13 protein-coding genes are annotated in these 12,839 nt (G+C 49.0%); 6 read left to right on the plus strand and 7 right to left on the minus strand.

The window, feature by feature from the left end:
* Positions 1 to 24: 24 nt before the first annotated feature.
* Positions 25 to 573 carry a spore maturation protein gene (locus H6G46_RS06975; protein WP_010871428.1) on the plus strand — a complete coding sequence of 183 codons (549 nt, stop codon included), beginning with the start codon at positions 25 to 27 and terminating at the stop codon, positions 571 to 573.
* 15 nt (positions 574 to 588) lie between these two features.
* Here H6G46_RS06975 and H6G46_RS06980 read toward each other — a convergent pair whose 3' ends face one another.
* Positions 589 to 1,575, minus strand: coding sequence for a Gfo/Idh/MocA family oxidoreductase (locus tag H6G46_RS06980; protein ID WP_010871427.1), 987 nt, complete (start codon positions 1,573 to 1,575; stop codon positions 589 to 591).
* A gap of 63 nt (positions 1,576 to 1,638) precedes the next feature.
* On the minus strand, positions 1,639 to 2,334 hold the full coding sequence (rre1, locus tag H6G46_RS06985) for a two-component system response regulator Rre1 (RefSeq protein WP_014407067.1): 696 nt from the start codon (positions 2,332 to 2,334) through the stop codon (positions 1,639 to 1,641).
* Between the two features lie 351 nt (positions 2,335 to 2,685).
* Between rre1 and H6G46_RS06990 the strand changes: the two genes are divergently transcribed.
* From H6G46_RS06990 to H6G46_RS07000, 3 genes are all read left to right on the plus strand, one after another.
* A complete protein-coding gene (locus H6G46_RS06990) occupies positions 2,686 to 3,870 on the plus strand; it encodes an HhoA/HhoB/HtrA family serine endopeptidase (protein ID WP_010871425.1) in 1,185 nt (394 codons plus the stop codon).
* 33 nt (positions 3,871 to 3,903) lie between these two features.
* Positions 3,904 to 4,434, plus strand: a complete 531-nt coding sequence (msrB, locus tag H6G46_RS06995) for a peptide-methionine (R)-S-oxide reductase MsrB (RefSeq protein WP_010871424.1) — start codon at positions 3,904 to 3,906, stop codon at positions 4,432 to 4,434.
* A gap of 100 nt (positions 4,435 to 4,534) precedes the next feature.
* The gene (locus tag H6G46_RS07000; RefSeq protein WP_020861389.1) at positions 4,535 to 5,929 is read left to right on the plus strand and encodes a transglutaminase domain-containing protein; all 1,395 of its coding nucleotides are present in this window, start codon (positions 4,535 to 4,537) and stop codon (positions 5,927 to 5,929) included.
* A 58-nt stretch (positions 5,930 to 5,987) separates the two neighbouring features.
* Here the strand turns inward: H6G46_RS07000 and H6G46_RS07005 are convergent, their stop codons facing one another.
* Positions 5,988 to 6,389 (minus strand): MgPME-cyclase complex family protein, encoded by a 402-nt coding sequence (locus tag H6G46_RS07005; protein WP_010871422.1) that lies wholly within the window; start codon positions 6,387 to 6,389, stop codon positions 5,988 to 5,990.
* A gap of 18 nt (positions 6,390 to 6,407) precedes the next feature.
* Complete coding sequence (locus H6G46_RS07010) at positions 6,408 to 7,133, minus strand: pyridoxine 5'-phosphate synthase (RefSeq protein WP_010871421.1); 726 nt, start codon at positions 7,131 to 7,133, stop codon at positions 6,408 to 6,410.
* Positions 7,134 to 7,294: 161 nt separating this feature from the next.
* Here H6G46_RS07010 and ald point away from each other — a divergent pair, with 161 nt between their 5' ends.
* On the plus strand, positions 7,295 to 8,377 hold the full coding sequence (ald, locus tag H6G46_RS07015) for an alanine dehydrogenase (RefSeq protein WP_010871420.1): 1,083 nt from the start codon (positions 7,295 to 7,297) through the stop codon (positions 8,375 to 8,377).
* On the plus strand, positions 8,377 to 9,828 hold the full coding sequence (locus H6G46_RS07020; protein ID WP_010871419.1) for an aminotransferase class I/II-fold pyridoxal phosphate-dependent enzyme: 1,452 nt from the start codon (positions 8,377 to 8,379) through the stop codon (positions 9,826 to 9,828). The genes ald and H6G46_RS07020 overlap by 1 nt, the downstream gene beginning before the upstream one ends.
* Before the next feature lie 66 nt (positions 9,829 to 9,894).
* On the opposite strand, the gene H6G46_RS07025 is transcribed toward H6G46_RS07020, so the two are convergent.
* The 3 genes from H6G46_RS07025 to bchD all read right to left on the minus strand — a co-directional run bounded on the left by H6G46_RS07025 (position 9,895) and on the right by bchD (position 12,725).
* Positions 9,895 to 10,428 (minus strand): hypothetical protein, encoded by a 534-nt coding sequence (locus tag H6G46_RS07025; protein WP_010871418.1) that lies wholly within the window; start codon positions 10,426 to 10,428, stop codon positions 9,895 to 9,897.
* Entirely contained in the window at positions 10,425 to 10,613 is a 189-nt protein-coding gene (locus H6G46_RS07030; protein WP_020861387.1) for a hypothetical protein, read from the minus strand. The genes H6G46_RS07025 and H6G46_RS07030 overlap by 4 nt, the downstream gene beginning before the upstream one ends.
* Positions 10,614 to 10,694: 81 nt before the next feature.
* Positions 10,695 to 12,725, minus strand: a complete 2,031-nt coding sequence (bchD, locus tag H6G46_RS07035) for a magnesium chelatase ATPase subunit D (protein ID WP_010871417.1) — start codon at positions 12,723 to 12,725, stop codon at positions 10,695 to 10,697.
* Between the last annotated feature and the right edge of the window lie 114 nt (positions 12,726 to 12,839).

Raw genomic sequence — 12,839 nt, forward strand, 5'->3', positions numbered from 1 at the left:
CTTCCCCCAGGATATAGAAAAATAATGCTCGAATCCGTCGCTGATATTTTTAATGCTGGAGCAAAATATGTTATTCCCTTTTTGCTCTGTGGCATTCCCTTTTATGGCCTGGTGGTCAAAAAAGTTAAAGTTTACGAAGTTTTTGTGGACGGAGCCCAGGAAGGTTTCACCATTGCCGTGAGGATTATTCCTTTCCTAGTGGCTATGCTAGTGGCGATCGCCATGTTTCGGGCTTCTGGCATGCTGGATTTATTGCTGACGGTGCTTAGCCCAGTGTTGAGTTTGGTCAATTTTCCGCCGGAGAACTTACTGTTGGCCCTAATGCGTCCCCTTTCCGGCAGTGGTTCCTTTGGTTTGTTTGCTGACTTGGTAGAACAACATGGCCCCGATTCCTTGATTGCGAAAACTGCGGCCACCATGTTTGGTTCTACGGAAACCACATTTTACGTACTGGCGGTTTATTTTGGTTCAGTGGGCATTAAAAAAATTCGCTATGCCCTTCTGGCCGGGCTGACGGCCGATGTAGTGGGGATTTTTTCAGCAGTTTATATCTGCCAATTTTTGTTTGGCTAACTGCCGATATTTCCGCTAATTTTCAACCTTATATCCACAAGCTTGGGCACAGAGATCCGCCACTTCTAAAGCATATAAACTAGCTTCTAAATCCACATAAAGGGGCTTACCAGTGGTTAGATAATCCAACACTGCTTCCGTGTCTTGTCTGAACAGTCCTCGACGACTACCAACGGTAATTTCAGTTTCCGTTTGTCCCTGAATTAACCTACCTGTTTCCCCGACAAAAATTAAGGTGCCTCGATCGCCATGGAGGGTAAAAATCCGTTCATTCTGGTGAAAAACTTCCCCTTTGCCATAGATAACCTCCGCTTTAAGACCATTATTAAACTGGAGATAGGCGGTGGCTAAACAAGCCCGAAAATATTCCGGATTAGGCTGATCCCAAAAACGACATTGGGCATCCACCTGCTGTACTGTACCGAATAAATCCGTAAACCGACTGATGCGGGACAAGGCCGCCACTAAAGGAAAGCCAAATTGCTGATGGTGATAGGTCCAACGTTGGGGAGCGGGATTTTGTCCCATGATGGTGCTATAGCGGGCGTAAAAAACCTCACCAATTTTGCCTAGGTTCTGGCGAATGGCTTGGTGTACTCCCCCCAATAGTTCAATATGTTCCACATGCAGTAATTTACCTTTTTCCCGGGCTAACTGTTGTAGTTTTTTGCCCATGGCATAGGTTAACGCTAAAGGATATTCCAACACCACATGTTTACCGGCTTGCAATGCCGCCTCGGCGATCGCCCCATGGAGTTGGTTAATGGTGGCAATGAGCACTAAATCTATCTCTGGATCATTAATTAATGCCTGCCAAGATTGCTGGGGTCTAACTCCAAAAGTATCGGCAAATTTAGCTGTATTGGCTTCACTATTGCCCCAAAAACTAACCAATTGACTACGGCGATCGCCCCGGAAAACTTCCGCCCGACGTTGGGCCGCATAACCAGTACCGACAATTCCGACCCGCACCGGCGTAGCAACTGCAAAATTTTCAGACATAGTACCTTGGGAAAAATCAAAAAAGACTGGCTCAACCAAATAATTGCTGCGAACTTGTCATAGTTATTCTGTTAAGCCGTGTTGCAGGGCAAAACGAACTAATTCAGTGCGGCTATTAGTCCCAGTTTTGGTAAATAAACGACTGACATACTTTTCCACGTTGCGGACACTGGTCTTCAACTGGGCCGCAATTTCTTTGTTCATTAAGCCCTGGGAAACCAAATCTAAAACGCTCTGTTCCCTGGGGGTAAAATCCAGCTTGATCGGCGACGGAGTGGTGTGGATACCGCTGGGTTGGCCAATTTGCTCCTTTAAAGCCCGGATTTCCTGGTAAATTTCCTGTAACTTAGCCGATTCACTGCCCGCATCGCTACTGGCCTGTTGACGAGCTAATAAATTACGGACGATCGCCTCCAATTCATCGGGGTCAAAGGGCTTGGATAAAAAAGCGTCACAGCCAGTTTGATAACCTTGAATGCGATCGCCAGTCATCCCCCGGGCCGTGAGAAACACCACCGGCAACGACTGGAAGCGGGCATCCTCCCGGAGCTTTTGCAAAAACTGATAACCGTCCACCTGGGGCATCATAATGTCGGAAATGACCAAAGCCGGCAAATGGTGCTGAAGATAATCCCAAGCTTCCGTGGCATTGGCCGCTAAATCCACCTTAAAATCACCACTATCTTCTAGGAACGCCTGCACGGATTCCCGTACACCGGGTTCATCATCAACTAACAATAGGGAAATGGGTTCTGCCATGGCGGTAATGCAGTCGTGCAAAGGTAAATAGGGCGGTTTAGTAGGAGGCGATCGTAGCAGGTTGCCAGACTGGCTGATTCCTCCCCCCATCAGCCTATCACGGGGGATAAACTCAAGAAAAACTAGCCTGGGGCGCAGCAAACTCAAGCCCACCCGGGGTTGAGTCAATCCATCCCAAGAAACCGTTCGGCAACTCCCACTCCGGCCCCCAAGTTTGCTTGGGCTAGTCTATTGCCCACAAGTCAGTGGCGTGGAAAAGCTTTGAAAACGGATTCTTAGGTAAAATCGTCCCTGTTAGAATGGCAAAAGTGAAAATTTCTGTAAATCCTTGCTAATGCGTATTTGGAGACGATGAAATATCCCACTTGGTTACGCCGCATCGGCGGTTACTTATTGGCTTTTGCAGTGGGCACGGCTTTTGGTATCGCCAATTTACCCCATGCAGTGGCGGCGGCGGACGATTTGCCCCCGGCTCCTGTGATTACCGCCCAGGCATCGGTACCCTTGACCTCAGAAAGCTTTGTGGCGGCGGCCGTATCCCGTTCTGGGCCAGCGGTGGTGCGCATCGATACGGAGACAGTGGTAACCCGTCGCACTGACCCCATTTTGGACGACCCATTCTTCCAGGAATTTTTTGGTAGATCCTTCCCCGTACCTCCCCGGGAAAGACGCATTGCCGGCCAGGGTAGTGGCTTCATTATCGACAACAGTGGCATTATTCTCACCAACGCCCATGTGGTAGATGGTGCCAGTAAAGTGGTGGTGACTCTCCGGGATGGCCGTACTTTCGACGGCCAGGTGCGGGGCACCGATGAAGTGACAGATTTGGCTGTGGTGAAAATTGAGCCCCAGGGTTCTGCCCTACCAGTGGCTCCCCTTGGCACTTCCAGTAATCTGCAGGTGGGAGATTGGGCGATCGCCGTGGGTAATCCGGTGGGGTTAGATAATACAGTTACCCTAGGAATTATTAGCACATTGGGAAGATCCGCCGCCCAGGCCGGTATCCCCGATAAGCGGGTGGAATTTATTCAAACCGATGCCGCCATTAACCCCGGCAATTCCGGTGGCCCGTTGCTCAATGCCCGGGGAGAAGTGATTGGCATTAACACCGCCATCCGAGCCGATGCCACTGGCATTGGTTTTGCCATTCCGATAGATCAGGCCAAGGCAATTCAAAATACCCTCGCTGCGGGGGGAACAGTGCCCCATCCCTACATTGGGGTGCAAATGATGAATATCACGGTGGACCAAGCCCAGCAGAATAATCGCAATCCCAATTCTCCCTTTATCATTCCTGAAGTGGATGGCATTTTGGTGATGCGGGTCTTGCCCGGAACCCCCGCTGAAAGGGCCGGTATCCGTCGGGGAGATGTCATTGTGGCGGTGGACGGTACTCCCATTAGCGATGGTGCCCGCCTACAGCGCATAGTAGAACAAGCCGGTTTGAACAAAGCTCTCAAACTCGACCTACTCCGGGGCGATCGCCGTTTAAGCCTAACCGTACAAACGGCCCAACTTCGTAATCCCACCAGTTAAGTTTCCCGTACCTCACCCATCCAAACTTTAACCATGAAAAGACGTTACCTTTTAGAAGTGGGCACCGCCTCCTTGGGAGCTTTCTGGCTGGCTCAATATGTAAATTCAACCAACCAATCCCAACCCCAACTTAAATCCGAACTAGAACCTCAAATCATGCCTAAAACAAACGAAGTTTTTGAAGTCACCAAAACCGATGCAGAATGGCAACAGCAACTAAGTCCAGAGGCCTATAAAGTACTCCGCAAACATGGCACGGAAAGAGCTGGTACTAGCCCCCTGGACAAAAACTATGATTTAGGTACTTACGAATGTGCTGGTTGCGAGCTTCCCTTATTTTCTTCCGAAACCAAGTTTAATTCCGGCACCGGCTGGCCTAGTTTCTATGCTCCCTTGGAAAATGCTGTGGCTTACACTGTCGATAAATCCTTTTTCATGACTCGCACTGAAGTTCATTGCGCCCGTTGTGGCGGCCATTTAGGTCACGTTTTTGATGATGGTCCCCAGCCCACCGGTAAACGCTATTGCATGAACGGTGTTTCCCTCAAGTTTGTCGGCGCTTAGGTTTTTTCTTGGTTTTGTCAACTTCAATTTTTCAGCGTTAATCAACGCTCATTACACCGTGAGTTCTTACCGTCCCCAACCTCGGTCAACCCGACGAAGGATGACTAAAAAGTCACCGAAAGCTAACGGCGGCTTTTTCCCCGCCCTGATGCTGGTGGGTTTGATCGGGGCAGGGATTTGGTATTTCAGCCCCAGTGGTGGTTCCAAAAATTTGCCACCCGTTAACCTAGGGGCGATCGCCGACAATTTGCCCCAGGGCATTAACCCCAAAACCCTTGTGGTAACTCAACGGGTGGATAATCCCATTGCCGGTAACACTAAAAGCTTTTCTGTGGATGGAGGGGAAAGATTAGATAATTTGGCTCGTACTATCAACTACCAGGGTACCTCGGTTAAGGAATTAGCGGATTTAATCCGCCCCTTGGCCAGTAATGACTGGGAAGAAGCCCGTTTAGCCTATAGCTGGATTACCCAAAATATTGCCTATGACGTGCCCATGGCGGAAACCCGCAACATAGATGATCTCCGGCCGGAAACAGTGCTTGCTCGGGGGGAAACCATCTGCTCTGGCTACTCCAATTTGTATCAGGCTTTAGCGAAGGAATTGGGGCTAGATGTGGTCATTATTGAAGGTTTTGCCAAAGGGGGAGACGTGATTGTGGGGGATGATCCGGACGTTAACCACGCTTGGAACGGGGTAAAAATAGACGGTCAATGGTATTTACTCGATACCACCTGGGGAGCAGGCATTGTCAGTGATGGCAAGTTCGAGGCTAAATTTAACCCTACCTATTTTGCTACAGCGCCGGAACAGCTAATTGTCAGCCATTTTCCTAGGGAAAGCCAATGGCAGTTATTGCCCCAACCCTACGATCGCCAAACGTTTGATCAGTTACCCGCGTTGACCCCCAGATTTTTCCGGGATCAAATAGCGTTGGTTAGTCATCCCAAAAATGACATCGTCGCTGGTGGGGATTTAGAAGTGATTCTCCGCACGGGTAACGATGTGCAGGTGGTGGCCCAGTTAATGGATAACAACGGTCAACCCTTAGATAAGCAATATACCCTCAGCCAAAGTCAGCAGAGCCAGGTGACAGTCAATGCCGCCTTTCCCCAACCGGGAGAATATCAGTTATTAATTCTCAGTAAAAATTCCCAGGAAGATACCTATTACCAGGCGATCGCCTACGATGTGAAGGCCCAGGGAGCAGGACAAGCATTTCCCAGCACCTATGGTACCTTCAGCGAAAAGCAGGTGCGGTTAATTTCCCCATTGGGAAGAAATTTGCCCCAAAATCAAGCCAGCTATTTCCAACTTCAAGTGCCGGGGGCGGAAAAAGTGGTCTTAGTTGATGAGCAACGGCAAGAGTTAATTCCCCTAGACCGCACAGGGGACGTTTTCACCGGCTCAGAAATTATCCGCTTTGACAATGTGACCGTAGCGGCCCAGTTCCCCGGCAGTAATCAGTTTTGGAGTTTACTGGAATACGAGTAGGGCGATTGACCTTAGCTATGGGGAGAAAAGTTTTGCCCGATCGCCATGGTTATTGAACCTAATCCAGGGATGCAAGGGGGTCAGGAATGGCATCGGAGGGAGCTTCAAATTCTCCAGTTAAGACATATTCCAACCGGAGTTTTACCCAAACAATAAAAGACTTATTGGTGGAAACAATGGCTACATTTTTTTCGGGAGCTTTAGCTTTAGCTTCGGCTAATTCTGGGGCATTAAGAAAGGCCGGTTGGATCACCTGCCAAAAGTCAATTTCCTTATTTTTTTCACCATAATCCCGTCGCCGTTCTTTCAGCACCTCTTCAAAGGGTTCCTCTTCCAAGAGAAATTTTTGACTTGCCAAAGCATAATAATAGGTAGCCATATAGTTTGTTTTACGTTTTATAAAAAATAAATACTGATTGACTATGTCGATGGGTGGGGTCGTCAATGCCCAACTTTCCACCCTACCATGGGCTCGGCGCTAAAATGGCAGCCCCAACATGGCTAATTTCATTTCCCGCACGGCCCTTTCCATGCCCACCAGAATGGCCCGGCTCATGATGCTGTGGCCGATGTTTAACTCTTCCATGCCCGGTAATTCCGCCACTGGGCGCACATTCCAATAGGTCAACCCATGGCCAGCGTTGATCCTTAGCCCCAGTTCTAGAGCAATGTCACAGGCGATCGCCAGGGACCCCAATTCCCTAGCTTGGTCGTCAGCGGTGGGGGCATTGGCATATTTGCCCGTATGTAATTCAATGAATTTTGCTCCGGTTTGGGCAGAGGCTTTCAGTTGGGCCACATCCGGGTCGATGAAAAGACTAACGGGAATATGTCGGGATTGTAACTGCTCAACTACTCCCAGCAAATAGTTCAAGTTCCCAGCCACATCCAAACCCCCTTCCGTGGTCACTTCTTCCCGCCGTTCCGGTACCAGGGTGACGTAATCCGGTTTAAGGTTGAGGGCAATTTCCACCATTTCCTTGGTGGCGGCCATCTCCAGGTTTAAGTGGGTGCGCACCGTTTTTCGCAATATTTCCACGTCCCGCTCTTGAATGTGGCGACGGTCTTCCCGTAAATGGGCTGTAATACCATCCGCCCCGGCCAGTTCGGCCAACACAGCGGCGGCGATCGGGTCTGGCTCCACCGTTTGGCGGGCTTGGCGAATGGTGGCTACGTGATCGATGTTGACCCCCAATGTTAGCAAGGCAAACCTCTCAATAATTTTGGATTTTGTTGATCTAAGCGGACTTACTATTTTAAGGGAATTGATGACCAATCCATAGTTGGGGTTCTAGTCCATGGCATCGGTGGAAATGTTTGATTTAATAGGGGTGTCGGCATAGTATCCCCCTTGCAGAGATTGGTATGGAAATTGGTGTTCCCAAGGAAATTAAAGACCAGGAATTTCGGGTGGGGCTGACCCCCAGTAGTGTACGGGCATTGCTGAGCCAGGGCCATCAAGTATTTGTGGAAGAAGGGGCCGGAGTCGGGTCTGGCTTCCCCGATGGAGCCTACGCAAAGGCGGGAGCTGAGTTAGTTGCCACTGCCAAAGAGGCTTGGAACAGGGAATTGGTGGTGAAAGTGAAAGAGCCTCTCCCTGAAGAGTATGAATATTTAACTTTGCCTAAGTTGTTGTTCACTTATCTCCATTTGGCAGCGGAACGTACCCTCACCGAAGCTCTAATTAAATCTGGCATTACGGCGATCGCCTATGAAACGGTGGAATTGGCTGATGGTCAATTGCCATTGTTGGCCCCCATGAGCCGCATTGCCGGACGATTGGCGGTGCAGATGGGTGCCCATTATTTGGAAAAACAACAGGGAGGCCGGGGAGTTCTGTTGGGAGGCGTACCCGGAGTCAAGGCCGGACAAGTAACTATCCTCGGCGGTGGCGTAGTCGGTACAGAGGCGGCCAAAATGGCGATCGGACTGGGGGCCATGGTGACCATCCTAGACATCAATGTAGACCGTTTAAACCAATTGGGAGAACTGTTCGGTTCCCGGGTGGATCTGCGCTACAGCAATGCCAGCCAAATCGAAGACCTGTTGCCCCATACAGATTTGCTCATCGGCGCAGTATTGATCACAGGCAAGCGGGCCCCAGTGTTGGTTTCCCGCCAGGAAGTGGAGCAAATGTTGCCAGGGGCGGTGATTATGGATGTGGCGATCGACCAAGGGGGCTGTGTGGAGACTTTGCGGGTAACTTCTCATAGTCAACCCAGTTACATCGAAGCAGAAGTAGTTCATGTGGGCATTCCCAATATGCCAGGAGCCACTCCCTGGACAGCAACCCAAGCGTTGAATAATAGTACATTGCGCTATGTGTTGAAATTGGCCAATCTGGGGGAACAGGCTTGGGAAAATGATTTGCCGTTGGCGAAAGGAGTCAATGTTCAAGCCGGAAAATTGGTGCAAGGGGCGGTAAAAACGGTATTTCCTGATTTGTAATGGTCAACCTCAATCAACAAGATTTGCCCCTGGTCAATGCGTTAAAAGCCCTAGCTCAACAACCGGATACGCCTTTTTATGCGCCGGGCCATAAAAGGGGTCAGGGTATTTCCCCTAGTTTTAAACAATGGTTGGGGCCAAACCTCTTCCAAGCTGATCTGCCGGAATTGCCGGAATTAGATAATCTCTTTGCTCCCACCGGGGCGATCGCCAAAGCTCAGGAGTTAGCCGCGGATTTATGGGGGGCAGAACACACTTGGTTTTCTGTTAACGGTTCCACCGCCGGTATTGTGGCCGCAATTTTGGCCACCTGTGGGGATGGGGATAAAATTCTCTTGCCTCGGAATGTTCACCAAGCGGCGATCGCCGGCATTATCCATGCTGGGGCAGTGCCAATATTTTTGGAACCGGAGGTTAACCCCGATTGGGATTTGGCTTTGGGGGTGACGGAGGAAACTTTAAGTAAAGCATTGCAAGAACATGACGATGCAAAAGCAGTATTTTTGCTCAATCCTACCTACCACGGTGTTGTGGGGGACTTACAAAAATTAATTAAATTAAGTCATAGAGTTAACCTACCTGTCATTGTTGATGAAGCCCACGGTGCCCATTTTGCTTTCCATCCATCCTTACCCAGACCGGCTTTAGAATTAGGGGCGGATATTGTCATCCAATCCACCCATAAAATGCTGGGAGCTTTGAGTCAATGTGCCATGATCCATGGCCAAGGAAACTTAATTAATCCCCCAAGAATTAGTCAATGTTTGCAATTAATTCAATCCACTAGTCCCAATTATGTTTTATTGGCTTCCCTCGATGATGCGCGGCACCAAATGGCCAATGGCGGCAGAGAAAAGATGGCGGAATTATTGAATTTTACCCTCCATTATCGACAACAATTAAGTCAAATTCCTGGGTTAACTTTATTAGAAATTACCAAACCTTTGCCCGGAGCTTTAATCCTCGATCCCACCCGCATTACCGTCGATGTCACTGCCTGGGGAATGTCAGGATTTGAGGTAGATGATTTGTTACGGGAAAAGTTTCAAATTACAGCGGAATTGCCCACCCTAAGGCAGTTAAGTTTTATCGTTAGTATTGGCAATCAAGCCCAGGATTTAGGACATTTATTGGAAGCTTTAACCCAGTTAGCACCTACGAATCCTCAACAACCTTTTCACCTAACTTTACCCGTCTTACCCGGTACTATTCTGGCTATGACTCCCCGCCGAGCGGCCCATGCTGCCCAAAAATCGGTAACCGTTAATGAAGCGATTGGGAAAATTAGTGCTGGTCTGCTTTGCCCCTATCCCCCCGGTATTCCCGTCCTTGTTCCCGGAGAAATTATCACCCCGGAGGCGATCGCCTTTTTGACAGAAGTTTTAAATTTAGGGGGTACCATCAGCGGTTTAGCTAGTGAGGAATTAACCCATTTGGCTGTGGTGAATTAAACCAAAATTAATAAGTTGAAAATAATTTGTGATTAAAATTTTCATACGTAGGCGATCACCGAACTTTCAGGCACTTTCATCTTGGGAATGTAGTTGAAATCTCAGATGGGGAAATACCTCCAACACAAGGCGATCGGGCTCGGGTATAAACAATTCCCATAAAGATAAACCATCATCATTATTTTGGTCGGGAATCAAAAGATCATAATGACCTAAATTAAAACAGTAGCAATAACCTGGGGAATAGTTGATAATTCTAATGCCTTTAACGACCTGATTATTAAGTTTTTCTATCTTACTCCTAATTATTGATTCATCTTCTGATGATTTGACAAAGAAACAGGGCCTTTTGCCGGCAGTTATAATAGACCAGTCTGAGGCTCTAGTCCCAAACTGCCATTCACCTTTGGATTCGCCTTGAAGCCTAGGAGAAGAGTAGGGAATTTTTTGACCAATTTCTAGACATAATTCTTGCCCATAACCTAGATGAGCTTGCCAGCAAATTTTACCATTTATCTGCAAATTAATTAGCTTATTTAAATAACGTTGATCAAGTTTTTGAGGGGATGTATTTGTCGAAGAAATAAAAGAAATATTCATGATTTTAGAAACTCTTTGGCTTGTTGTTCTAATTCTGGGTAAGTAAAATCTCCCCGTCCATTTTTTGTTCCTCCCTTTCCTTCCTGTTTCTTTTTTTCCAAAAATCGGCCAAATTCCTTGCGTTGGACTTTTGACATCTTAAATTGCTTGGCGACATCATTAACTTGTTTAATTTCATCTTTCATCGATGATTGAGTTGTGTGGAGGCAACCTTGAACCTTCGAGCTAAAGGGGATGTTACTTAATGCACATTTTGTCAGTTTATTCTATTGCATGTCGGCGATCGCCTGGCGGGCCATGGAGGCAATACCTTGGTCAGTGGCTTTGGGGAGTTGATAATATTTGCCCCCGGCTTTTTGGGCCAATTCTTTACCGAAGCCAGTGGAAACAAATTTTTTCTCGGTGTTGATCACCAACAATTGCATCCCTAAACCGCGAATCTTGGCGGCAATTTCTAACAATTCCGCTTTGATATCAGGCTTTTCTCCTTCGGGAATTTCATCGCCCAGGGAACGGGCCAAGGGAATATTACCCCGACCATCGGTAATGGCCACAATTACTACCTGCCCAATATCCCCGGATCGTTTAGCATTCATACCCACATTGACCGCTTGCATCAAGCCGTGGGAAAGGGGAGAACCACCGCCACAGGGCAAAGTTTCCAGCCGTTTTTTGGCCATGGCAATGGAACGGGTGGGGGGCAATAGTACCTCGGCATTTTCTCCCTGGAAGGGAATAAGGGAAACCTGATCTCGATTTTCGTAGGCTTCTGTGAGCAATTGCATCACCGCCCCTTTGGCGGCCTGCATACGATTCAACGCCATGGAACCCGACGCATCCACCAAAAACACAATTAATGCCCCGGCTTTCCGCACTAACTTTTTACCCCGAATATCTCCCTGCTCCACAATTACCTGGCGATCGGGATGGCGTAAACGACGGGATTTTTGGTAGGGGGAAGCGGCCCGCAACGTGGCATCCACAGCAATGCGGCGGACTTTTCCTTTGGGCAAAATCGGTTTGAGGTAACGGCCCCGGTCATCGGAAAAAATTACGGAACGACTGCCGGATTTACCTTGTTTCTGGGCCATCTGGGCAAAATACAGCACCGAGGGATCAAGGCTTACTCCTTCAGGATCAAAAATGAATTCTTCCGGAATGCTGGGGGGATCCTGTTCCGCTTCCGGTTCATTATCTTTGTCGTCTTCCTTGTCATCCTGTTGATCCTCTTGCTCGTCTTTCCCTTCATCCTGATTTTGGGGAGGGGGCGGCGGGGGGGGAGCCTGTTCCGGAGGCGGGGGATTGTCCATCAACACGCTACGGGGCACAATCACCAATTCCACTGCTTGCCGCAGATCATCAGCCTGCACATCACTACGGCCATCCAAAGCGGCGATCGCCTTCGCTACCCGCATGGCAAACAATTCTCCCCGATGGCCCTGGAGGCCGCCCCGGATTGCTTCTTCCACCAGATAACTCACCTGTTCCGGGGTTAAACTCACTTCCTTGAGCCATTCCCGAGCCAGAATGATGGTGGTTTTTAGGTCGTCCAATTCGGCGTCGTACTGGTCAATAAAACTAATGGGAGAATCGGCATAGGCTAGCACCTGATCCACCGCCGCTACCCGTTGATCCAGCCCCAAAATACCGTCCGCACTCAAGGCGATCGCAATGCGGTCCAATAAATGGCGACGCAACGGCCCTTCTTCGGGGTTATAGGTGGCAATTAATAAAGGCTGGCAGGGATGCTGAAAACTCATGCCTTCCCGCTCAATCTGGTTTTTGCCTTCCGTTAACACCGTTAGCAACTGATTGGCAATCTGGTCATCCAGTAAATTCAACTCGTCAATGTACAGCACCCCCCGATGGGCCTGGGCCAGTAATCCCGGCTGAAACACCGCTTCCCCTTGCTTAACGGATTTTTCCACATCCACCGATCCCAACAGGCGATCCTCCGTGACCCCCAGGGGAATTTGAATAAAGGGAGCGGGAATTACCTGGGTTTCCAATTGATCCAGGGGAACATCGGCAAATTTTTCTAGGGTGTCATCATCCCAACTGCCGGGATTTTTTGGATCGCATTGGTAACGGTTGCCCTTAATGATTTCAATGGGAGGGAGCAAAGTGTGAATTGCCCTAGCCATGACCGATTTGGCTGTGCCCCGCCGTCCGGCAATAACAATGCCCCCCAAGCCAGGATCGATCGCCCCTAGGAGTAAAGCCAGCTTGATTGCCTCTTGGCCGACGATCGCCGTGATGGGGAAATTGAGGGGAATAAAGGGGGTCAGGGTGGTCATGGAGAGTTAACAGTACCGACGGGGAACAGATTTGAGCAACAAGTTAACATCATCCCCGGTGGGCCTGGACTTGTGCAACTTTTTTCGGATTGTTATGGAATATTGAGGTGGACC

This window comes from Synechocystis sp. FACHB-908 (assembly GCF_014698595.1).
In the GTDB taxonomy this organism is placed as follows: Bacteria; Cyanobacteriota; Cyanobacteriia; order Cyanobacteriales; family Microcystaceae; genus Synechocystis.

Bases quoted from the DNA above. Each gene is read 5' to 3' on its own strand.
- H6G46_RS07025 (WP_010871418.1), bottom strand. From the start codon at position 10,428: ATGAATATTTCTTTTATTTCTTCGACAAATACATCCCCTCAAAAACTT.
- rre1 (WP_014407067.1), bottom strand. From the start codon at position 2,334: ATGGCAGAACCCATTTCCCTATTGTTAGTTGATGATGAACCCGGTGTA.
- bchD (WP_010871417.1), bottom strand. From the start codon at position 12,725: ATGACCACCCTGACCCCCTTTATTCCCCTCAATTTCCCCATCACGGCG.
- H6G46_RS06990 (WP_010871425.1), top strand. From the start codon at position 2,686: ATGAAATATCCCACTTGGTTACGCCGCATCGGCGGTTACTTATTGGCT.
- H6G46_RS07030 (WP_020861387.1), bottom strand. From the start codon at position 10,613: ATGAAAGATGAAATTAAACAAGTTAATGATGTCGCCAAGCAATTTAAG.
- H6G46_RS06980 (WP_010871427.1), bottom strand. From the start codon at position 1,575: ATGTCTGAAAATTTTGCAGTTGCTACGCCGGTGCGGGTCGGAATTGTC.
- H6G46_RS06975 (WP_010871428.1), top strand. From the start codon at position 25: ATGCTCGAATCCGTCGCTGATATTTTTAATGCTGGAGCAAAATATGTT.
- H6G46_RS07020 (WP_010871419.1), top strand. From the start codon at position 8,377: ATGGTCAACCTCAATCAACAAGATTTGCCCCTGGTCAATGCGTTAAAA.
- ald (WP_010871420.1), top strand. From the start codon at position 7,295: ATGGAAATTGGTGTTCCCAAGGAAATTAAAGACCAGGAATTTCGGGTG.
- msrB (WP_010871424.1), top strand. From the start codon at position 3,904: ATGAAAAGACGTTACCTTTTAGAAGTGGGCACCGCCTCCTTGGGAGCT.
- H6G46_RS07000 (WP_020861389.1), top strand. From the start codon at position 4,535: ATGACTAAAAAGTCACCGAAAGCTAACGGCGGCTTTTTCCCCGCCCTG.